Annotated in this window: 16 protein-coding genes; 10 read left to right on the top strand and 6 right to left on the bottom strand. The window is 52.8% G+C overall.

Features of this window, described 5'->3' with window-relative positions; genetic code table 11:
- Window positions 1–81: 81 nt before the first annotated feature.
- Window positions 82–891: a Crp/Fnr family transcriptional regulator gene (locus CWO84_RS20550; RefSeq protein WP_033155560.1), complete on the bottom strand. Its 810-nt coding sequence runs from the start codon at window positions 889–891 to the stop codon at window positions 82–84.
- Window positions 892–1,397: 506 nt separating this feature from the next.
- Here CWO84_RS20550 and CWO84_RS20545 point away from each other — a divergent pair.
- The 3 genes from CWO84_RS20545 to CWO84_RS20535 all read left to right on the top strand — a co-directional run bounded on the left by CWO84_RS20545 (window position 1,398) and on the right by CWO84_RS20535 (window position 6,553).
- Window positions 1,398–4,892, top strand: a complete 3,495-nt coding sequence (locus tag CWO84_RS20545; RefSeq protein WP_165786389.1) for a PAS domain S-box protein — start codon at window positions 1,398–1,400, stop codon at window positions 4,890–4,892.
- Entirely contained in the window at window positions 4,889–5,497 is a 609-nt protein-coding gene (locus tag CWO84_RS20540) for a response regulator (protein WP_101054895.1), read from the top strand. The genes CWO84_RS20545 and CWO84_RS20540 overlap by 4 nt, the downstream gene beginning before the upstream one ends.
- A gap of 744 nt (window positions 5,498–6,241) precedes the next feature.
- Window positions 6,242–6,553, top strand: a complete 312-nt coding sequence (locus tag CWO84_RS20535; RefSeq protein WP_051669669.1) for a hypothetical protein — start codon at window positions 6,242–6,244, stop codon at window positions 6,551–6,553.
- Between the two features lie 18 nt (window positions 6,554–6,571).
- Here CWO84_RS20535 and CWO84_RS20530 read toward each other — a convergent pair whose 3' ends face one another.
- Complete coding sequence (locus CWO84_RS20530; RefSeq protein WP_101054893.1) at window positions 6,572–7,393, bottom strand: thermonuclease family protein; 822 nt, start codon at window positions 7,391–7,393, stop codon at window positions 6,572–6,574.
- Window positions 7,394–7,407: 14 nt separating this feature from the next.
- Here CWO84_RS20530 and CWO84_RS20525 point away from each other — a divergent pair, with 14 nt between their 5' ends.
- From CWO84_RS20525 to CWO84_RS20515, 3 genes are all read left to right on the top strand, one after another.
- Complete coding sequence (locus tag CWO84_RS20525; RefSeq protein ID WP_101054890.1) at window positions 7,408–7,953, top strand: DUF1415 domain-containing protein; 546 nt, start codon at window positions 7,408–7,410, stop codon at window positions 7,951–7,953.
- A gap of 244 nt (window positions 7,954–8,197) precedes the next feature.
- Window positions 8,198–12,271 (top strand): response regulator, encoded by a 4,074-nt coding sequence (locus tag CWO84_RS20520; RefSeq protein ID WP_101054887.1) that lies wholly within the window; start codon window positions 8,198–8,200, stop codon window positions 12,269–12,271.
- Window positions 12,264–13,427 (top strand): two-component system response regulator, encoded by a 1,164-nt coding sequence (locus CWO84_RS20515; protein WP_101054884.1) that lies wholly within the window; start codon window positions 12,264–12,266, stop codon window positions 13,425–13,427. Before CWO84_RS20520 ends, CWO84_RS20515 begins: the two co-directional genes overlap by 8 nt.
- 224 nt (window positions 13,428–13,651) lie before the next feature.
- Here the strand turns inward: CWO84_RS20515 and CWO84_RS20510 are convergent, their stop codons facing one another.
- Window positions 13,652–14,353: a hypothetical protein gene (locus tag CWO84_RS20510; RefSeq protein ID WP_101054881.1), complete on the bottom strand. Its 702-nt coding sequence runs from the start codon at window positions 14,351–14,353 to the stop codon at window positions 13,652–13,654.
- 83 nt (window positions 14,354–14,436) lie between these two features.
- On the opposite strand from CWO84_RS20510, the gene CWO84_RS20505 reads away from it, so the two are divergent.
- Window positions 14,437–14,763: a DUF2288 domain-containing protein gene (locus CWO84_RS20505; protein WP_101054878.1), complete on the top strand. Its 327-nt coding sequence runs from the start codon at window positions 14,437–14,439 to the stop codon at window positions 14,761–14,763.
- Here the strand turns inward: CWO84_RS20505 and CWO84_RS20500 are convergent.
- Window positions 14,705–15,364: a DoxX family protein gene (locus CWO84_RS20500; protein WP_240618108.1), complete on the bottom strand. Its 660-nt coding sequence runs from the start codon at window positions 15,362–15,364 to the stop codon at window positions 14,705–14,707. The genes CWO84_RS20505 and CWO84_RS20500 overlap by 59 nt on opposite strands.
- A 42-nt stretch (window positions 15,365–15,406) precedes the next feature.
- On the opposite strand from CWO84_RS20500, the gene CWO84_RS20495 reads away from it, so the two are divergent.
- Entirely contained in the window at window positions 15,407–15,751 is a 345-nt protein-coding gene (locus CWO84_RS20495) for a cupin domain-containing protein (RefSeq protein WP_101054874.1), read from the top strand.
- A gap of 60 nt (window positions 15,752–15,811) precedes the next feature.
- Here the strand turns inward: CWO84_RS20495 and CWO84_RS20490 are convergent, their stop codons facing one another.
- Window positions 15,812–17,098, bottom strand: coding sequence for a DEAD/DEAH box helicase (locus CWO84_RS20490; RefSeq protein WP_101054871.1), 1,287 nt, complete (start codon window positions 17,096–17,098; stop codon window positions 15,812–15,814).
- 150 nt (window positions 17,099–17,248) lie between these two features.
- Here CWO84_RS20490 and CWO84_RS20485 point away from each other — a divergent pair, with 150 nt between their 5' ends.
- Window positions 17,249–17,611 carry a PilZ domain-containing protein gene (locus tag CWO84_RS20485; protein ID WP_101054868.1) on the top strand — a complete coding sequence of 121 codons (363 nt, stop codon included), beginning with the start codon at window positions 17,249–17,251 and terminating at the stop codon, window positions 17,609–17,611.
- A gap of 53 nt (window positions 17,612–17,664) precedes the next feature.
- Here CWO84_RS20485 and rapA read toward each other — a convergent pair whose 3' ends face one another.
- A complete protein-coding gene (gene rapA / locus CWO84_RS20480; protein WP_101054865.1) occupies window positions 17,665–20,427 on the bottom strand; it encodes an RNA polymerase-associated protein RapA in 2,763 nt (920 codons plus the stop codon).
- A gap of 198 nt (window positions 20,428–20,625) precedes the next feature.
- Between rapA and CWO84_RS20475 the strand changes: the two genes are divergently transcribed.
- Window positions 20,626–21,063, top strand: coding sequence for an NUDIX hydrolase (locus tag CWO84_RS20475; protein ID WP_101054863.1), 438 nt, complete (start codon window positions 20,626–20,628; stop codon window positions 21,061–21,063).
- Window positions 21,064–21,102: the final 39 nt, after the last annotated feature.

Raw genomic sequence — 21,102 nt, 5'->3', positions numbered from 1 at the left:
CCCCCTATCGGTGACTGGGTTTCAATAGCCGGACTGACCAGATAAAACCACGGGGCGATATTTCAGCGCCGGTAGACTTGATCAGCCAAATGCGTAGCGTCTCCTGAGATCTTTGGCATGTCCATAAGTGGTAATGGCGGTAATAGGTTTGGACAGCGGCGACGGATTGGCACTGACAGCAAGCAGCCGAGCAAACTCGTTTTTGATGATCGGATAACACTCGCAACTTTGCGCTTCCAGGCCGGCGCGCTCCAGCACGCTGATTTGACCACGGCAATACCGAATTACCCCGGCTTGCTGTAATTTCCCGGCAACCTCGGTGATGCCTTCGCGGCGCACGCCCAACAGACTGGCGATGGATTGCTGCGTTATTGCTATCTCGCTCCCGCTCTGCCGGTCCAGGATCATCAACAGCCAACGCGAGAATTGTTGTTCAATGGAATGATGCCGCTTGCAAGCCGCTATTTGCGTCATATGCGTCAGTAGTGCCTGGGTATAGCGGAGTAACACACCTTGCAGCCCACTGTGCTGTCCGCCTATCCGCCCAATTTCCTCATCAACCAGACTCCTGCGCAAACGATAGGCGTAGCCCGGCATCACTACTAAGGCTTGATACGGTATGGATTCACCGCCCATGAACAGCGATATACCCAGCATGCCTTCGTTGCCAATCAAAGCCAGTTCGCGGGAGGCTCCATTCTCAGTAAAGTAAAGCTCCGCTATCACGCCGGTCACAGGGAAGTAGACATAACGCAAAGACTCATCCGGTTCACAAAGCGCGTCGCCACACTCCATTTCAACCCGTTCCAGTAAACTTGAAACACGGGCATACTCGGGTTCAGGCAGCATAGCGAGAAGCTGGTTTTGTCTTGGATGGTCCAATTCACTCATCAGTTATTTCCGGATTGTTTGGCGAGGGGTAAATCAAGTATTCATATTGCTGAAACGGTAAAGCCATACCAACATAGCGCGTTTTAACACAGCCGCTATCCGCTAAAAATACGTACTGCTACTTAGATTGAAGATAAGATTGACAGGGCTAATTTTTCGCCAGCATACTTCCGCGCGACCTGGGGCAAGAAGCCAACTCTAGGCAGAGATTTTCACAAACTAAGGCCGGCTATTTCGGCTTATGCCCGGGTTAAGACCCGGTTGCCAACTCCCGCTGTTGCCGAAACAGGGCTTCTCGGCTAGCCACATCCGTATAATAGGGCTTGTGTTACAACCATCGAAAGAATGCCTGAAGCGGTCTAAATTCTGTCCAAAATAGAAGATGTCTCATGACTGACGAGCGCTGTAAGTCTGCACACCCTGACAATACTGTTCGACAAAAAGCTCAGAACAGACACCCAAACTCAAGCAAAACCAACTGTTCCCTGGATGCTCCGGAGAAAATTTTGCATGAGCTGCAAGTACGACTGCTTGAATTAGAAACCCAAAATCAATCGCTGATTCAGGCGCGAGACCGCTTCCAGCATCTTTACGATTTCGCCCCGCACGCCTGCCTCACACTCAGCCCGGACCAGCGAATATCTACCATCAACTTTGCGGCCGCCGCCTTATTGGGTGGTGAGCGTCAACACTTAATTGGCCGTCATTTTTCAAGCTTGATTGCCGATCAAAGCCGCGACTTTTGGCAACGGCATTTATCGCAGATTCAGCAACGTAGCGAAATTCAGCCTTGCGAATTGCCAATGCTGCGTGACGATAACGCTGCATTTCCTGCCAGACTCGACTGCCTGATGCTCACCGGTCTCGCCGACCAGCCGGAACTGCACATTACCCTCACCGATCTCAGTCGACAATCACAAACAGAATCATCTGTGCAGGCGCAAAGCCCGGCACTGTCCGCGGCACTTATACAAGCCGCGCGGGATGCCATTGTCTGCATAGACGCAAAACACCGTGTCGTATTATGCAATCCCGCAGCCGGCAAGTTGTTCGGCTGCCGCGCGGATCAAGCCATTGGCGACGCTATCGAACGCTTTATTCCGGCTGGTTTTCCGGCCATTTATTTAGCACCAACAGGCGATAGCGATCATCAGTCTAAAGAACTTCGCACAGTAACCGGTTTGCGCGCTAACGGCGAAGAGTTTCTTATAGAAGCCGTGATTTCCGAGATCGACACTAACCAGCAAACCTTGTATTGCCTTGTCCTGCGCGATGCAGACGGACGCAGCCCACTACCAGCCGAACATCATTTACAGGATCAGCTGTCCAAAGTGGCGGCTTCCGTACCCGGCGTTATTTGCTCTTTTCGTTTGGCTGCGGATGGCTCAGCCAGCATGCCTTATGCCAGTCAGGCGCTTGAATCTTTGTACGGACTGCCGCCCGAAGCGGTAGCCGAGGACTTTAGTCCGGTATTTGCCAGGGTGCATCCCGACGACATCAAACTGATCAGCGAAACCATCAGCGAATCGGCGCGCAGCCTGACGCCTTGGCGCGACACCTTTCGCTACCAACACCCTAGTAAAGGCGAAATCTGGATAGAAGGTCATTCCATGCCGATGCGGGAACAGGGCGGCAGCATTTTGTGGCATGGCTATCTCCAAGATATTACCGCGCGAAAACAGGCTGAATCGGTCTATCGCGACCAGGATAGGGAACTGCAACTGATCATGGATGCCACGCCGGCGCTGATCGCCTATTTGGATGTCGATTTTCGCTATGTACGGGTCAATGCGACATATGAACACTGGTTCGGCATCTCTCCGGAACAGGTTATCGGCCGCACCGTGCCGGAAATTCTGGGTGGCGCGGCCTGGGACATAGTCCGCCCTTATCTGGAGCGGGCTTTGGCGGGCGAGCCGGTTAGTTTTGACCAGCAAATTCCTTATGGCAACGGCAAACCCCGCTGGGTGCATGCGACCTATATTCCCAATGCCGATGAAGCCGGCAGGTTGAAAGGTATTGTGGTGCATGTGATCGACATCGAAGAGCGCAAACTGTCCGAGCAGAAAATTGCCCTATTGAACCAACGCTTGGAACGCCGTCTGGAGGAAATGCAGGTTATTTACAACACGGTACCCATTGGACTCGCCATCGCCAATGACAATAGCGGACAACATATCCGCGGAAATCGGGCGAATGAGCAGATGCTGGGCCTGCCCCCCACCTCGGAACTTTCACTATCGAGCCCAACCCCGCCGGCCATCACAGTATTGCAAAACGGCTATCCGCTGGCCGCTGAAGATCTGCCGATTCAGCGTGCTTGCCGGGGAGAAGTGGTGAGCGACGAGACGCTGGATATAGTCCGCCCGGACGGGAAAGTGATTACCGTGGTGTCCAATGCATCGCCCTTGCTGGACAATAATGGGCAGCCGCGCGGGGCCGTTGGCGCATTTTTGGACATTACACCGCTGAAAGTCGCTGATGACGCCCTGCGCCGTAACGAGGCTTTCGTACGCTGCGTTCTGAATTCGCTGCCCGCACATGTGGCAGTACTGGATGATAGCGGCTTGGTGACGACGGTCAACGCGCCCTGGGATTGCTTTGCTATCGAGAACGGCGGTTCGTCCAGTCAATTGTCGGAAGGCGCCAACTACCTTGAAGTTTGCCGGCGCTCGTCGGCGGCAGGCGACCGGGACGCACAGAAGGCTTTGACCGGCCTTGAAAGCCTGATAGCGGGCCATCAACAGGAATTTATGATGGAATATCCCTGTCGAACCGCGCTGGGTGAGCTTTGGTTTATGATGCATGCCAAACGCATTACCCAAGGTTTCCAGGGCATGATTATTACCCATGTAGACATTACCGAACTGAAACGCACCCACGCGGAATTGCGGCATACCGAGACCCGCCTGGCACTGATCATCGACGAAGTGAACGCCGGTTATTGGGACTGGGATTTGGTCTCGCAAACCTTATTTCTCTCGCCGGAATGGAAACGGCAAATCGGTTTTGACGACCATGAAATGCAGAACCGCTGGGAGGAATGGGAATCTCGATTGCATCCGGATGATCGGGCATGGGTCCTGGCAAGCACCAAAGACTACCTGTCCGGGCATGTATCCGCTTACGAACTGGAATTCCGCTTACGCCACAAGAATGGCTCCTACCGCTGGATCCATTCGCGCGGCAGCTTATTGAATGATAAAAATAATCGGCCTTATCGATTGCTGGGCATCAATTTCGACATCACCGACTATAAACTAACCCGGGAATTGAGCGAACGCCGAAATCGGATGGAACAGTCATTTCGAGTATCGTTGGCGACGCAGACGATAGCGGCGATTGCCCACGAATTAAACCAACCCCTGGCCGCTATTTCCTCTTATGCCGACGTGGCGTTGCGCCTCTACCAATCGGAAAAACCGGATTCCCAAAAACTCAACCACGTACTGGAAGCCTGTGTGCAACAAGCTCAGCGTGCCGGCGAAGTCATCAGACAATTATTTAGCCATTTGAATAAAACCGAGGCCGTCGGTGAACGGGTCGATATTAACTTTCTCGTGACAGAAGCCTGCGCGTTTATAAAAAACGACAAAACCCTAGACACTTTAAACATAGAACTGGACCTTGCCGCCGACTTACCGCAGACCACGGTCAATGCGCTGCAAATTCAAAAGGTGCTGGTCAATCTGATCATTAATGGTCTGGAAGCGATGCAGGAACACGGTAAGCTCGCCGAGGTATTACGCATTACCACCGGCCGATACGCCGACGATCCTGATATGGCGGTAGTCTGTGTTTGTGACAGCGGCAAAGGCCTGACGGACGCCACTGCCCTGAAAATGCTGTTTCAACCCTTTTACTCGACTAAACCCGCGGGGCTGGGAATGGGCTTGGCCATCAGCCGCGCCTTGATCCAAGCCCATGGCGGCCAACTGTGGGCGGAGCGGAATGTCGGCGACGGCCTTAGCCTGTTCTTTACCTTACCGTTTGCGAAATGAATACTCAGCCCTGCGTATTCGTGGTGGACGACGACGATGCGGTCCGCGACAGCTTGGGTTTGGTATTTGAAACCGCGGGCCTCCCGTATCAAACATTTGCCAGTGCCGAGTGCTTTCTGGAAAGCTATTCTCCGGTGCAACCAGGCTGTCTGGTGCTGGATGTCAACATGCCGGGTCTGGATGGTCACGAACTGCAAGCCGAACTTATTCGCCGCCACATCCAGCTTCCCATTATTTTCCTGACCGCCTATGGCGACATACCGATGACAGTGCGCGCGATGAAGGCGGGAGCTGTTGATTTTCTGACCAAACCGGTCAGCACCGAACTATTGCTCGACAGAGTACAGGCCGCGCTACAGCTTGAAGTCAACACTCACGCACAGGCCATAAAAGGGCAAGCGCAGTGTAATCGGCTAAGCGGGCTGACGTCACGCGAACTTGAGATTATGGGGATGGTGGTGGCTGGTCTAACCAACAAAGAAATAGCCAGGCGTTTGGGGATTAGTCACCGCACTGTTGAAATCCACCGCGCCAAGGTGATGGAGAAAACCGGCGCGCCGAATCTGCTGGAACTCGCCCGCATCTATGCGGCCTGCCGGCTTTGAGTGTCTCTATCCCGTTACCCCGCGCACTTCACTACCCTTGTTTCTATGCCGGCGGAAGGCCGATAGCCCCAAATGCACGTTATTAATTGAGCTGATGAATATTACTAATTTAACAAATCCTGTTTTTTGACTTACCGTATGCCGGCGTCAAGTAAAACCCCATATACAAGACCCGTTAGCAATACCAAATCCGAAAATAGGTGTAACGATGGCTAGAGAAAAACTGACTACTGCTCAAATAAATCTGCTGAATAAATGCCCTAAGGAATGGGCTGTCGTACCGGTTGGATCCACTAATAAAACATTGATTGCGCTGATGAAAAAAGGCTTGGTCGATTCGCGGCTATTAATCAATACATTGTTCCCTGAGTTGTCCAGGTGCGAATGGCGCATAGCGCCCTAACCGCCAAAACAATAAAAAGCGCTTGCAGGCCTGCGTTGTTCGGCGGAATAAGACATAGCCAAAAATGTCTCCCGGATTTTTGGATCGCCGTCCAAATGCTGGTGATGACTGATCCTGCCTCGGTTACCGGGAACTTTGTCCAGTAAAATGACATCCGAAAACTAAGTTTGATTGAGCATTTGGGCCGGTACATTTAAAATCCCTACCTACATACTCAGATTTTCTTGAGAAGCTTATTATTTTGGTCGAATGTTATTTAGGTCGTATTTTTTTTACATCAATTCGCCGGTTGTCCTCTACAGCATGCGTGTATGCGGCGGCATAGGTCAGTGGTAACCACTATGATGACTAGCGATGATTCGGCACGCCGCCGAGGGGCGCGCCGTCAGCAAGAACGCCGGACTAATCCGTTCGCCTTCAACTCAGCGGAGTGGATCGCTTTCGTTCAGCAACAATATGTGCTGTGGCCAAAACAAGACCGGCGGGTTTTGGATCGCCGGCGGGCCGAGCGCCGCGAGATTGATCGTCGCGCCGGACTGCGCGACGCGGAGCGGGAAATCCCGTTTCAACGCACTCGCTGGTTTTCCGCAGAACACATCCTCGACGACGAGGAAAAGCAAATGATCCAAGCGTTATTCGCCGAAGAAGAGTAAGCGGCCCGGCTGCCGGCATCAACGCAACACGATGTCCGCCGGATGCCGCACCTGCACGGCAAAACGCTGTTTCGAGCGCCTCACCCACCCCCTCACTTCCACATCCTTACCTACATAGGTTTCCAGCGGCGGAAACAAGCCGGCCGATATTGGCTCGACACTGATGGATACCGCATCGGAGAATTGCAGGTAGCTGTGTTTCGCTGTGTTTTTGAGCGCGCGGATGCGTCCGGTTAAGCGTTTCCAACCCTGGTAATTACCCTCATCGAGCAGTTCCGCCGCCAGCGGCGCGTAGGCTTGGTCCCCCCAAATCCCTAATTTGGCTTGCTCGGCACTGCGCTGAGCCGACAGCAAGCTGTCGAGATATTTGAAATTCGGCGGAAAAATGTTAACCGTGGCCAATCCGCGTTTCACCAATTCCAGGTTGATATGCTCCTTGTCCTCGGTAAACACGTAGGCCAAAGTGCGCTGATATTTGTCCTGTTTTTCCACATCGCCTTGCAGGAATACCTTCTGATGCTCCAACTTTTGCTTCAACCAGGCCTTGGCCTGCTCGCCGCCGGCTTCTGCTGACTTGTTACGGCCGGCAACCTCCGGGGTATTGATCCCTAAAAAACGGACTTTCCGGCCGTCGCTTAGTAAGATAGTATCGCCATCGAACACCTTTTCTACCCGGTAATACGCGACGCCGGGATTGATGCTTACAACTTTGGCGTTTTCATTGCCATGATCAGCATAATGGCGGCGACCTTGCGGATCGGTCCATTGATAGACTTCGGCAGATAGCAAAGCCGGCAATATCGCCAACAGCCAGAGACAGTGTTTAGTGCTTTTCTTCATTTTTTTCGATCACCATGACTAACCAACAGATTATCGCCGCTACGCAGGCTTGGCTAAAAACTTTTGTTATTGAATACAATATTTGCCCGTTTGCCCGCCGCGAGCAGGAGAAAGGCAGTATTCGCTATCAGGTCGTGTCGAGCAACAGCATTGAGGATAGCCTGGAAGCGGTCATTGCCGAGTGCGTGCATCTCGATTCCGAGCCCGACACCGAAACCACCTTGCTGATATTTAATGAGGCGTTTGCCGACTTCGAAGATTTCCTGGATTTGCTGGCTATCGCGGAGCAATTGCTGATCGATCAAGGCTACGAAGGCATCTACCAATTGGCTAGTTTTCACCCGGACTATTGCTTTGCGCAAACGCCGACAAACAACCCCAGCAATTACACCAACCGTTCCCCCTACCCCATGCTGCATCTGATTCGCGAAGACAGCATCGAAAAAGCCGTCGCCAGTCATCCCGACCCGGAGGGTATTCCCGAGCGCAATATAGCGCTGACCCGTGAATTGGGCCTGGAAAAATTGCGGGCGATTGTCAATGCCTGCTACCAACAGTAGCGAAAACCTTTACCCGTATGCGTTCGGTTTTCTCGTTTCAAGATTAGCCGAGTTCTGATACGGCAAAGCGGCGGCGCAAAATAAGTCTTTCGAATTGTTGTTACGTTAGGATTGCATAGAGCCGTTCACGATGGAACTCGACTCGCGCCGGTTTATGCGCGGCCATCTCAGCGGCTCGCTTTGAGTCCTCGGCTTTTTAGCAATTGCCGAATTTAGGTGATAATTTATAGCCGGGAGTGGGCACATGAAACAACGTTTTCCAAGAATATCGGCATTTGGGTTGGCAATCGCCGCTGGCTTGGTCGGTATCTTGGGATTTGTGGCGCTGATGGGCTTGAGCCTGCAGCAAGAGCGCGATAACCACATAGAACACGCGCGTATCGAAACAGCAAATATCGCTCTGGTTCTGGAGGGGCATGCGCTGGCCACCCTACAAAAAATCGATCTGATTCTGAAAGATCTTCAGGGGCATATTCGACCCGAGGACATGCGCAGCAGCCAATTCGATAACGCCGTTGAAAACCATGCTATGCAAGCCTTGCTGCAGGAAAAGGCCAACGATATTCAGCAAGCGGCGGTGATCGAGATCGGCGGAATCCAGATATTCAATACCAACGGCGATTGTATCTACAGTTCTATCGATGCTCAGCCAGCCATCGATGTCGCCGACAAAGAAAGCTTTCAATTTCATAGGGATCATCGCCAGACTGGCTTACACATTTCCCCGCCGGAAATATCACGTACTCTGGGCATCTGGCATATCTCCCTGACCCGGCGTATCGATTTTCCCGACGGTGGCTTTGCCGGATACGTTAACGTCATCGTGCAATTGAGTTCGTTCGAAAGTTTTTACGCGACGTTGAACCTTGGCGAGCACGGCGCGGTGTTACTCCGCGACGAGCACATGAGGCTTTGGGCTCGCCATCCGCATCTGGAAGCCAATCTAGGCAAAACCATGCCTAACCACCCCCTGCACCAATACATCGCCCAGGGCATAACCCACGGCTCCTATCTACAGCCCGGCCCGGGCGATGGCGTTAAACGCCTCTATAGTTTTCGGCGGGTCGGCGATTATCCTTTGTACGTGCTGGCCGCCATCGCCGAACAGGACTATCTGGCCGAATGGCGGAAACATTTGGCCTGGTACGGCACGGCCGGACTCGTCATTTTGATCGCTTCGTTAGTGTTAGCCTTGGTTGCGCGGCACAGCCGTTTGAAATGGCAGAACGACGAAAGAAATTACCGCTACATTATCGAGAATGCACCGGTCGGTATTTTTCAGAGAAATTTTGCAGGTCAGTTTAGCTTTCTGAATCTCACTTTGGCACGCCAATTGGATTGCGACTCCGTCGATACTTTTCTGCAACGTTATGTGCCGGCCGAGAAGCTGTGGGCCGATCTCGATCAATTGAAGTTGTTTTATCAATTGCTGCGGACAAATAAAGAGGTACGCGGCTTTGAAGCACAAGCGGTGCTCGTAACCGGGCAAACCAAATGGTTCTCGATGTCCGCTTATCTGGATGAAGAAAGCGGACAGATCAACGGTTTTACGCTCGACATTACCGAACGTAAGCAAGTCGAAGAGCAGCTCAAAACATCGGAAGAGCGTCTGCGCTTGACGATGGATGTGGCGCAAATCGGCATTTTCGATTGGGACGTCAAAAAGGACAGTTTCGAGATGTCACCGATTTATTTCACGATGCTAGGCTATCAAGCAAAACCCGGCCCCGGTGATCGTAACGAATGGCTGGAGCGCCTCCATCCCGACGACAGAGCCGGCATCGCCGAAAAAATTGCGGCCGTACTGTCGAAACGCGCCAATGCCTACAGTTACGAAGCCAGGATGCGCCATGCCAACGGCAGCTATCGCTGGATCAGTGTTAAAGCATTCTGCGTGCAGCGCGGCGAAGACGGCATGGTTAGCCGTATCCTGGGCATACGTATGGACATCACCGACAGCAAACGGTACGAAGTCGAATTGGAGCACTACAAAAATCATCTCGAACACCTAGTAAACGAGCGCACGACGGAGTTGTTGGACGCCAGGAAACAAGCCGAAAGTGCCAATCTGGCCAAATCCGATTTCTTAGCGAACATGAGCCACGAGATACGTACCCCGATGAACGCCATCATCGGCCTGACGCAACTGGCACTGGATACCGAGCTGAACCGGAAGCAACACGATTACCTCAGCAAGGTATTGAATTCATCGCGAGCCTTGCTGGGTATTCTGAATGACATTCTCGATTACTCAAAAATCGAAGCCGGGCGCATAGACATTGAGGCCATCGAATTCAGCTTGGAAGACATACTGCGGGCGACGGCAGACTTGTTCTCCATCCGTGCCGATGAAAAAGGCCTAGAGCTGTTCATCGATATAGCACAGGATGTGCCCGATCAGTTGCAGGGCGACCCGCTCCGCCTCAGCCAAATCATTAACAACCTGGTCGGCAACGCCATTAAATTCACCCATCAAGGCGAAGTCCACCTTCGCGTCGAGACGCAGGAAAGAACGGACAATGCCATACGTCTGCGTTTTGCGGTAAGAGATACCGGCATCGGCATCACGGCCGAACAAGCCGGCCAACTGTTTCAGCCTTTCGCGCAGGCCGACGCCGGCATCACCCGCAAATTCGGCGGCACCGGCTTGGGGCTAACGATCTCGAAACGCCTGGTGGAATTGATGGCGGGAGAAATCACCCTGGAGAGCGAACCCGAATCCGGCAGTACCTTTGCCTTTACGGTTAGACTAGGCCTGCCGGCCGGTATTTCGTCCAGCGAGCAGACACCGGGCTGGCGTTTGCAGGGTTTATGCCCCATGCGCACCCTGGTGGTCGACGATCAGGAAACCTCGCTGACGATACTGCGCTCGATTTTGGAAAGTTGGCAATTCGAAGTGGCGACGGCTGATTCGGGCGAAACAGGTTTACGCTTGTTCGCCGAAGCGGAGCGATGCGGAAAACCCTTTGAGCTGTTGTTATTGGATTGGAAAATGCCCGGCATGAACGGTCTGGAACTAGCCGAGACCATAGCCCATGACGAACATAACAGCCGGCCGCCAATATCCATCATGATCACGGCTTATGAGCGCGAGGCGCTGGCCAAGTCGGCGGGCAACATTCCAGTGGACGCGATCATCGCCAAGCCGGTCACACCCTCCAACCTGCTCAACACCCTGGTTCAACTGCAACGAAACGAAACCAGCCAGCCTGTTCCCGCCGCCGAAGTATTCAACGCCACCCGAACCACGCTGGCAGCTATCCGCGGCGCGCGGATTTTGCTGGTCGAGGATAATCAACTCAATCAACAGGTGGCACAGGAATTTCTGATTAAAGGCGGCTTGGCGGTCAAGACTGCCAACAATGGCCTGGAGGCCTTGGCATGCCTGGAGAAATCCCATTTCGATGCGGTGTTGATGGACCTGCATATGCCGGTGCTGGATGGCCTGGAGGCCGCCCGCAAGATTCGCCAATTGCCGGCGTTAAAGGAATTGCCCATCATTGCCATGACTGCTGCGGCGATGAATCAAGATAAAGAGGCCTGCGTAGCGGCCGGCATGAATGACCACATCGCCAAGCCGGTCGAACCGGAAGAACTCGCCAATGCGCTGGCGAGGTGGATCAAGCCCAAACCCGCTACGGCGCAGCAGGAAAAAGCTGCCGACATTCGCCCGGATACCAAGGCGATTGCCCAACTCGAGAGCAATCTGCCAGGCGTGGCGGTGCAAGCGGCTTTGGCCCGGCTGGGAGGCAACATCGCCCTTTACCGGCGCCTATTGCTGGCGTTTGCCGAGCAGTATCGGAACGCTGCAACGCTATTGCACCAACGGCTTGCCGATGGCGATTCGGAGCAACTGTTTTTACTCGCTCACAGCCTGAAAGGCGAGGCCGGCAATTTAGGCCTCGGCGCGCTTCAAGCCTCGGCCGACCGACTGTGCCGGATGCTCAAAAGCGGAGAGGAGAGAAATTTGACGGCGCAAACGGAACTACTTGCTCAGGAATGCGAGGCGGCCCTCCTGTTATTGAGTCAGTCATTGGAAGATGCTGACGATAGGCGGCTTGCCTTATCGGTTAATTCAGAAAAACAGTTTAAACATGCCAATCTGCTGCCCGACCTACAGAAATTGCTTCGCCAATTGAAAACTAAGAATCTGGATGCCCGGTATTCGGTCACCGATCTCGCCCACAAGATAGGCGATCATGAACTCGCCTTGGAATTTGCGGAAATTGCGCAAGCGACACAAGAATTGCGCTACGATGCAGCATTGATTGCATTAGAGAAACTCTTAGAGGGCAATAGCTGGACAGACCATGAATAGCCAAGATAAACGACCGAAAATACTGATCGTAGACGACTCCTTAAATAACATCGAGGTGTTGAGCAACATCTTGGGCAAGGGATACAGCACCCGCTTTGCCAGCGATGGCTCCGAGGCTTTGGCGCTGATCGGCCGCGACGCGCCGGACCTGATATTACTGGATGTCGTCATGCCGGGCATCGACGGCTTCGAGGTTTGTAAGCAACTTAAAGCCAACCTCGCGACTCGTGATATTCCGGTGATTTTTCTGACCAGCTTGGATAGCGCCGTGGACGAGGAGTGCGGTCTGTCACTGGGCGCCGAGGATTTTATTCATAAACCGGCATCCGCGCCGGTGGTGTTGGCCCGGGTCCGTAATCATCTGGCCCTGGCCACCACCAGGCGCGAGCTGAAACAGCATAACGACAATCTTGAGCAATTGGTGGCCGAGCGCACGGCAGAGTTATTTCGCAAAGATCGGCAGCTGATCGCCGCGCAAAGCTCCATCATCGCGGCTTTTTGTGCCTTGGCGGAGGTCAGGGACAACGAGACCGGCAACCATATACGCCGTACCCAACGATACGTGCAGTTGTTGGCCGAACGGTTGCGCACCAATGCTCGCTATAGTCTCACCGATGGCGACATCGAACTGTTGTTTAAATCCGCGCCTCTGCACGACATCGGCAAGGTTGCCATTCCCGATGCGATACTGCTTAAGCCGGGAAAACTATCGCCGGATGAATGGACGATTATGAAAACGCACTGCGCGGAGGGAAGGTCTGCCATCTTGTCGGCGGCGCGGGATTTTGGCGACAGTGACTGGTCGTTTTTAAATTACGCGGTGGAGATCGCTTATTGCCACCATGAAAGATGGGATGGCGCCGGTTATCCGCAAGGGCTTTCCGGAGAGCAAATCCCGCTGAGCGCCCGTTTGATGGCAGTCGCCGACGTTTACGACGCACTGATCAGCAAACGGGTTTATAAAGAAGCGTATCCCCACGAAGAAGCGGTGCGGCTGATCGCTAAAGGCCGGGGAACGCACTTCGATCCGGATGTCACCGATGCCTTTTTGGCTATCGCCGAGGCATTCGATGAAACCGCTCAGCGCTACCAGGATGTCGGCGACGCCAAGCCTGCCATGGAAACCAAAGCGCATTCGCTATCAGCTAAATCCTGAAAGACATAGCAAGGTTCATCTTGCCGGTACAACAAACAACCTGGACGGAAAAACCCGATTAATGCCAGCGTGCATCAAATAGCTTGCTTTCATCCCCTATCCGCGGACAAAAACGGATTGGCTATATGGAAAACCGCGCAGATGGACAGTCTGACTCATTCAGACCTAAAACCCCGCTAAGCCTTGGTGCCCGCAGGGTATTAAAGTTTGGACGGCCTAATAACTTATGAGTAGTAATCAAAGTCCTCTTTTTTCTCTATCTTGAAGCCCGGCTCCACATTAATTTCAACATCCTTGATTCTGGTTTTTTCCGGGGCCGGCGTAGCGCGTACCTCCTCCATAAACGCCTTGAACCAAGGGGCATTAATCACGCCGGCCATATCGTCGTCTTGCAATATATTTTGTTCGTCGGGCAAACTACCAAATTCCCTGGCGGTTTGCAGTGCGGCCAAGCAGGCGTCGTTATCGCCGCGTAATGCATAAACGCAGGCCAGATTGTAAGCTGCGCTGCCTTTTTGAATGGCGCAGGCCTTCTCGAAAAAATCTTCCGCCAAATCGTAAAGGTCGGGCTTCGCCGCCTCGGCACTGATGCGGGCCAATTCCATAAATGCTACGCCGCCGTCTATCGCCGCCCCCAAATAGTTAGGCGAAATCAATAAGCAAAAAGAAAACTTGGAAATGGCATCTTCGTAAATTTCAATAGCGGCTTTCGGTTCTTGAGTCCGGGCTTCGTGTAATAGCCCAAATCCCCAGTGATACAGCGCTTCGGAGACGATCAAATGGTCGGCAATGACATTAGCAAAGCCTTGATACGCACCCTTGTATAGTTGCTCGGCTTTGCTGCCTTCGCTTTTACGGGCCTGGGCAACTTGCTTGATCGCCGCGTCCAGGGTGGAACGCTTTTTAAATGAACTCAATAGCGACATCGATGAATCCTCACTTCTGTTTTATAAACCGGGTTACGATAAAATAGCTGGGCATACTACAACATCCCAACCGGAAAATGTTAATGAACGACTCTCTCCCCGATCTGGAAAAAGCCAAGGTGAATTTGGAAACCTCGTCCATTCCCTGGGCCGAGTTGCAACGTTTTTTCGCGGCCGGCCTGGCAATCTCGGTTGCAAAGGAACTGGATCTGGTAGAAGTAGCTTATCAGTTCTCGCGCGACAACAAGGCGCAAGTTGAGCAATGGCTGGAAGCCGGCCTAATCGGTCATGTTTCGGATCGACAGGCCGGCGAATGGATCAGTGCCAACAGTTCGGTGTGGGCTGTGGTGGTCAGGCCCTGGGTGTTAGTTCAGGCAAATACTTGCGCGCCAGCCAGTAATCCACACTGACAAACCGGCCGCCGCCCAGGAAAAACAAAGCCAGCAACATGACGAAATAGGTGGCGGCAAACTCAATCCCGTTATTCAGTATCACCAAGGCGCCGTTCTCGGTCAGCCATTGATAGTCGCCCTGCACCTGTAAAATTTCCTTGGCCCGCTCCAGTCGCTCAATCGCGCCTATCGTGCGCTCGGTGGCAAAAATGCCGCTACCGGCCGCAATGGCCAACCAGCCATTTTGGAGATGCGCGCTGACCGCTGCGACCACCATGATGATCATCAATGGCAAAGTGATAGGCCGGGTGGCAAAACCTAACAGTAAAAACAAGGCGCCGACGATTTCAAATAGCGCGACCAGAAACACCAACACATATGGCGCCGGCAAACCCAAGCCCCATTCAGCATTACCAAACCACTCGGCCGTGTCGGAAAAATTGGCAAATTTTTTGGTACCCGCCATCCAAAATACCGGTGCCAAATACAGCCGCAGCAACAGCGGCGCCAAAAAATCCACGCATTTAGCAGTATCGCAACTGCGTTGCGACAGTTGCATAATCCCCGGTAGTTTATCGATAACCACCGCCATTAACGCAGTAAAAGACGTATTATTCATATTCATTCCCCTCCCCCAATTTTTTATTATGTACCCGCTTTTATGAACATCAGCAGTTCGTGCATTTTTACAGACATTCCAGCTCAGTTGCCAATAGAATTATGCCAAACCTTGTTTAGCAAGCCTACTATTCGCATCGAGCGCATCGTTTCCAAGGGCCATTGCAGCCCCGAAAACGAGTGGTACGATCAAAATCAGGACGAATGGGTGATGTTGTTACAAGGCGAAGCCAGACTGACATTTGCCCAATCCGCACCAGTCGATCTTAAGCCCGGCGACTATCTGCTGATTCCAGCGCATTGCCGGCATAGGGTGGATTGGACCCATCCGGACATTGAGTCGATATGGCTGGCAATCCATATGTTCGCAGAGCCGGTTGCGGAATAAACCGGCATTCGGGGAGAGACGAATGCCGTGCCCATGACCGGGCACGACAAATCAAATTGATTAGCGGGGCTTGGCCGTTTGCGCACGCGGTTTGCGCGAATTCGGCGCGCGTTTAGCCGACTCCCCTGCCCGGCCATTATGCGGCCGTCTGGCCGCCGGCTTGTTCGGCTGAGCCGGTTTCGGCTGCGGCTTGCTATTGGTCGCAGCCAAAGATACCCTCGGATAGCCGGTATCGTCGACTCGCGGAATCTGCCTTTTCAACAGTTTTTCGATGGCAGCCAACAAGTACGCCTCTTCCGGATCAACCAGCGAAATTGCCTGCCCTTCGGCGCCAGCTCGGCCGGTACGGCCGATACGATGCACATAATCTTCCGCAACTTGCGGCAAATCGAAGTTCACCACATGCGGTAATTGATCGATGTCCAGGCCGCGCGCGGCAATGTCGGTGGCAATCAAGGCGGTAATGCTGCCATTTTTGAAGTCTTCCAAAGCCCGCACCCGAGCACCCTGGCTTTTATCACCGTGCAAGGCCGCGCAACGGATGCCATCCTTGATCAACTGCTTGGCCAAACGATCCGCGCCATGCTTGGTGCGGACGAACACCAACACCAGCTGCCAATGGCCGTTGCCTATCAGGTAGGACAGCAATTCGCGCTTGTATTCACGGTTAATGCCATACACCAGTTGCGAAACGGTATCGGCCGCGGCATTGCGCTTGGCAACAGCGATTTCAACTGGATCAGTGAGGATTTGTTCGGCCAGTGCGCTAATTTCCGGGGCATAGGTCGCCGAGAACAGCAGGTTCTGGCGTTTATTCGGCAGCAAAGCGATGATTCGACGAATATCGCGGATAAACCCCATATCCAGCATTCGGTCGGCTTCATCGAGTACGAAATGCTCAACCTTTGACAAATCCAGATGTTGTTGCTGAATCAAATCCAGCAAACGGCCGGGCGTGGCAACGACAATATCGGTGCCGCGCTGGATCTTCTGAATCTGCGGGTTGATACTGACGCCGCCAAAAATCGCCTCGGCAAAAAAAGGTAAATGCTTGCCATAGGTTCTGACGCTTTCATAAACCTGCATCGCCAATTCGCGGGTCGGTGTCAAAATCAATACCCGAACCGGACGCGGCTTTTGCGGAACCGGCTGTCCTTGCAACAGCTGCAGGAGAGGCAAGGTAAATCCGGCAGTTTTGCCGGTGCCGGTTTGCGCGCCGGCCAGCACATCGCGGCCTTGCAAAATGACCGGAATAGCCTGCGCCTGAATCGGTGTGGGAGTTTCATAGCCTTGTTCGGCAACCGCCTTAAGAAGCTGCTCGGACAAACCCAATTCTGAAAATAACATGCAATAACCTTATTTTATGCCCGCAATTAACGGGTGTATGAATAGAAAAGATATGGCATGATGGGCACGCCACAGTAGCAAAAACTGACTTTGCACCTACACTAAATCCTCAATAGCATTACCGCGATTCTTCAGCAGAGGCCACAACACATGAGTTTCGAAAAACGAATTCACCGTAGAGTAAAACCTAGAGGCCTGCAGGCCGGCATTATTTTCAATAGCAGAACACCCCGGGAAATTTCGCTGAATGCGGAAATCCTGGACATCAGCTATAGCGGCATCCGGGTTAAGCTTCAAGACCCCATCAGTCCCGATGTTGCCGGCAAAGTTAAAATCACCATGGTATTGCCTGAATCCAGAACGCCGTTCAGTGTACACGGCATTCTGAAACATCAACATGTCGATTCGGAATGCGGCTTACACTACGTAGACCACGTGGAAGGTTCTATCGACGATCTGATGTTTGAATGCGTGGAACTGGACGACACCACCGTGCTGATCAAAACCGCTTAATCGTCATCCCGGCACAAAACGGCACCTGCTCGCCGTAAATCGCTGTCGGCAAGTTAGCTGGTAATCACAAACCGCACCGCATCCAGCCGCAACTGAGTTTCCTGTATACTTTCGTGCGAGAGCATGGTCATCTCCTTGAGTTGCTCTATTTCCTGCTCCTTGATGCCGGGATTGATCTTTTTCAGCCGCACCAGTCGTTTGATTTCCCCGGTTAGCGTGGCTATCATCAGATTACTGCTTTCCGCTATCAACTTCTGCATTTGCGCACCCGCCAACTGCTCCGCGACTTTGATCATATCCTGAATATGCTGACGTTGGCTGTTCAAAAACTGGCTGATTTGCGCCTTATCGAAGCTATCGCCGGTCTCCACTAAGCTGTCGTGGCTAATAACAGCCGTTAGATCCTTTTTATTTTGATCGACCAAAACGCGCAGCGGCGTGTGCGGTAAAAATCGGCCGATTTGCAATTCGGCGGGCGCACTGCATTCGGCAACAAACAACAACTCCAACAGGAATTGGCCGGCTTTGAGTTGCGGATGTTTGACCACGCTGACCGCGGCATTGCCGGTCTCGCTGGATAACACCAAATCCATGGCCGACAATACCATGGGATGCTCGGCGGTCAAAAACTGCATGTCTTCCCTGGCCAGCGCGATGTCTCGGTTGATCGTTACCGTCAGGCCGTCGTCTTGCAGCATCGGAAAATGGGCGATGCGCAGATTTTCGCTGGGCCAGAGGATATGACAATCGCGCGAATGGTCTTCAACATCGACGCCATAACAGTCGAACATCGCTTCCATAAACGGCCACAAACTACCGTCGCGTTCGCCGGCACTGATCTCTTCCACGAGGCGCGCGGCTTCTTGCGGCCGGCAAGAATTTAGCTCCAACAGCAAATCGCGGCCTTTATGCAATTCCTCTTCAACCTGACTGTTCAGAGCCTTGGTCTTGGCGATCAAAGCCTCGACTGCCGCCGCATCGCGGCTGAGCAATGCACTGTCACGAGCATCGCCTAGCAACTTCAAGACTTGTGCGGCACCCGAACAATTATGCCGGAATGCGTCCAGGCCCTCGTCGTACCAACGGAATAATACGTGCTGAGTACTATCTAGCAGATAAGGGATATGAATTTGAATCACATGCTTTTGGCCGATTCGATCCAGACGACCGATACGCTGCTGCAACAAATCCGGATTTTCCGGCAGGTCAAACAAAAACAGATGGCGCACGAATTGAAAATTGCGCCCTTCACTGCCGATCTCGGAACAAATCAACACTTGCGCCCGGCTCTCTTCGTCGGCGAAAAATGCCGCCGCCCTATCCCGCTCGACGATACTCATGCCTTCATGAAACACCGCGGCGGTATGCCCGACGTGCTGCCGTAACAATTGCTCCAGCTGGATCGCGGTTTCCGCACGTTTGCAGATTAATAAGGCCTTTTCGTCGCCCAAGGCCTTCAACTGCGCAACCAGCCAATGCAGATAAGGGCTGTTGGCTAAGTCCGTCGTGTCTTCACCTTGCAGCGGATAAGCATGGCGCTGACGATCCGGAAAACCCTGCACGGTTTGTCGAGAGTTTCTGAACAAAATCCGGCCGGTGCCATGATGATCGAGCAACAACTTGATCAACTCTTCCCGTGCATTCGCTTCGCTGTCGTTAACCTGTTGCAGCAGTTTGTCGACATTGTCCTGTTTTAATAAAACTTTCAATTGCTCCTGCTGTTCGGCATCCAGCGCTTCGCCGGAAATCAGCAAATTGGCAAGTCTGGCTACCGGCTCAAACTGGCTTTCTTCGCGCAGGAATTCTTCAAAACGGTAAAAACGATCCGGATCGAGCAAGCGCAAACGCGCAAAATGACTTTCCTTACCTAATTGCTCGGGCGTAGCGGTCAACAGAATCAGGCCGGGAGATGCCAATGCCAATTGCTCGACAAATAAATAGTCGGCACTGGGTGCGTCTTCGCTCCACTCCAGATGATGCGCTTCGTCAACCACCACCAGATCCCAACCTGCATCCAAAGCTTGTTGCTGGCGATGCGGAGAATCGGCAAAGAAGCGCTGGCTACACAGCACTAATTGCTCGCTGAGAAACGGGTTCTCGTCGGGGCTGGCAAAGCAACGGCTTTCGTCGAAAATGCTGAAGCGCAGATTGAAGCGGCGCAGCATCTCCACCAACCATTGATGCAACAGACTTTCCGGTACCAAAATCAACACCCGCTTGCTTAAGCCGTTAATCAAGCGATGTTGGATGATTAAACCGGCTTCGATGGTTTTACCCAAACCCACTTCGTCGGCCAGCATAATGCGCGGCAAGGCGCGGCTGGCGGCTTGATGGGCGATATACAGCTGATGCGGAATCAGCGAAGCCCGCGCACCCTGCAAACCTTTGGTCGCGGCTTGCTGATGCTGTTGCTGGCGCCGCCAGGTTTCGTAACGCAATAAAAACCAGGCCGTCGGGTCGAATTGCCCAGTAAACAAACGATCTTGCGGTTTGTTGAACTGAATATGATGGTTAAGCTCCATCTCATCAATTTGTTGCAGCTGACCGTCTTCATCGATACCGATGTAAGTCAACAAACCATTGTGTTGTTGCACCTGTTGCACGCTAATCTTGGCGTAATCCGCCGATTCGATCACGTCGCCTTCGTTGAACTGCACCCGGGTCAACGGCGCGTTATCTCTGGCGTAAACCCGGCGGTCGCCGGTCGCTAAAAATAGCACGGTGACACGGTTAAACTCGGTGTCTATGACCATACCCAAACCGAGTTCCGATTCGGTATTACTAATCCAGCGTTGGCCGGGAATAAACTCATTCATGTTTTGATTCTTGGAAATTTGATTCGACTTTAATAGCGCCGTGTAAAGCGGCTGGGATGATATGAAAAGCCGATTAATTCATGATTAATTGGTCGAGGAAAAAGCATCGAGAATTTCAGCAACGCTTGAAAACATGGTTAAATTTAGCAGAACACGCCTATTTTCAATGCACTAAAACTCATCATTTTCAGGAATGCCATGGCAAAGCCCGTCACCCCCTTGTTAGCCGCCGATATTTTGATCGAACTGATCGACCACCCCCAGCGTCCTTTCGTGTTGATAGAGCGGAAATATCCGCCCTATGGCTGGGCAGTACCCGGCGGGTTTGTCGATGTCGGCGAAACGATTGAGCACGCGGCCATCCGCGAAGCCAAGGAAGAAACCTGTCTGGATGTACAACTAACCGTACTACTGGGCCTTTACTCCAATCCGCAACGCGACCCACGCAACCACACCGTCACCGCCGTCTACCTGGCGAAAGCCCATGGCACACCGATGGCGGCCGACGATGCTAAAAACTTTGGTTTATTCAATTTCGACAATCTGCCCAGCCTGTTGGCTTTCGATCACGCTCAGGTTATCGCGGATTACCGGCATTATAAACTGACTGGCGAGGTAACGCCTCTACGAATATAAGACCTAGCTTATTCAGCGGCGTGCAGACAAGATTTAAGA

The organism is Methylomonas sp. Kb3 (assembly GCF_002834115.1).
Lineage (GTDB): Bacteria > Pseudomonadota > Gammaproteobacteria > Methylococcales > Methylomonadaceae > Methylomonas > Methylomonas defluvii.
The sequence above is the reverse complement of the archived record's forward strand: the minus strand, read 5'-3'. Positions and strand labels throughout refer to the sequence as shown.

What these genes read in the sequence shown, in the direction of transcription:
- CWO84_RS20550 (WP_033155560.1), bottom strand. Translation starts at nt 891, where the DNA reads ATGAGTGAATTGGACCATCCAAGACAAAACCAGCTTCTCGCTATGCTG.
- CWO84_RS20540 (WP_101054895.1), top strand. Translation starts at nt 4,889, where the DNA reads ATGAATACTCAGCCCTGCGTATTCGTGGTGGACGACGACGATGCGGTC.
- CWO84_RS20535 (WP_051669669.1), top strand. Translation starts at nt 6,242, where the DNA reads ATGATGACTAGCGATGATTCGGCACGCCGCCGAGGGGCGCGCCGTCAG.
- CWO84_RS20530 (WP_101054893.1), bottom strand. Translation starts at nt 7,393, where the DNA reads ATGAAGAAAAGCACTAAACACTGTCTCTGGCTGTTGGCGATATTGCCG.
- CWO84_RS20525 (WP_101054890.1), top strand. Translation starts at nt 7,408, where the DNA reads ATGACTAACCAACAGATTATCGCCGCTACGCAGGCTTGGCTAAAAACT.
- CWO84_RS20520 (WP_101054887.1), top strand. Translation starts at nt 8,198, where the DNA reads ATGAAACAACGTTTTCCAAGAATATCGGCATTTGGGTTGGCAATCGCC.
- CWO84_RS20515 (WP_101054884.1), top strand. Translation starts at nt 12,264, where the DNA reads ATGAATAGCCAAGATAAACGACCGAAAATACTGATCGTAGACGACTCC.
- CWO84_RS20510 (WP_101054881.1), bottom strand. Translation starts at nt 14,353, where the DNA reads ATGTCGCTATTGAGTTCATTTAAAAAGCGTTCCACCCTGGACGCGGCG.
- CWO84_RS20505 (WP_101054878.1), top strand. Translation starts at nt 14,437, where the DNA reads ATGAACGACTCTCTCCCCGATCTGGAAAAAGCCAAGGTGAATTTGGAA.
- CWO84_RS20500 (WP_240618108.1), bottom strand. Translation starts at nt 15,364, where the DNA reads ATGAATAATACGTCTTTTACTGCGTTAATGGCGGTGGTTATCGATAAA.
- CWO84_RS20495 (WP_101054874.1), top strand. Translation starts at nt 15,407, where the DNA reads ATGAACATCAGCAGTTCGTGCATTTTTACAGACATTCCAGCTCAGTTG.
- CWO84_RS20490 (WP_101054871.1), bottom strand. Translation starts at nt 17,098, where the DNA reads ATGTTATTTTCAGAATTGGGTTTGTCCGAGCAGCTTCTTAAGGCGGTT.
- CWO84_RS20485 (WP_101054868.1), top strand. Translation starts at nt 17,249, where the DNA reads ATGAGTTTCGAAAAACGAATTCACCGTAGAGTAAAACCTAGAGGCCTG.
- rapA (WP_101054865.1), bottom strand. Translation starts at nt 20,427, where the DNA reads ATGAATGAGTTTATTCCCGGCCAACGCTGGATTAGTAATACCGAATCG.
- CWO84_RS20475 (WP_101054863.1), top strand. Translation starts at nt 20,626, where the DNA reads ATGGCAAAGCCCGTCACCCCCTTGTTAGCCGCCGATATTTTGATCGAA.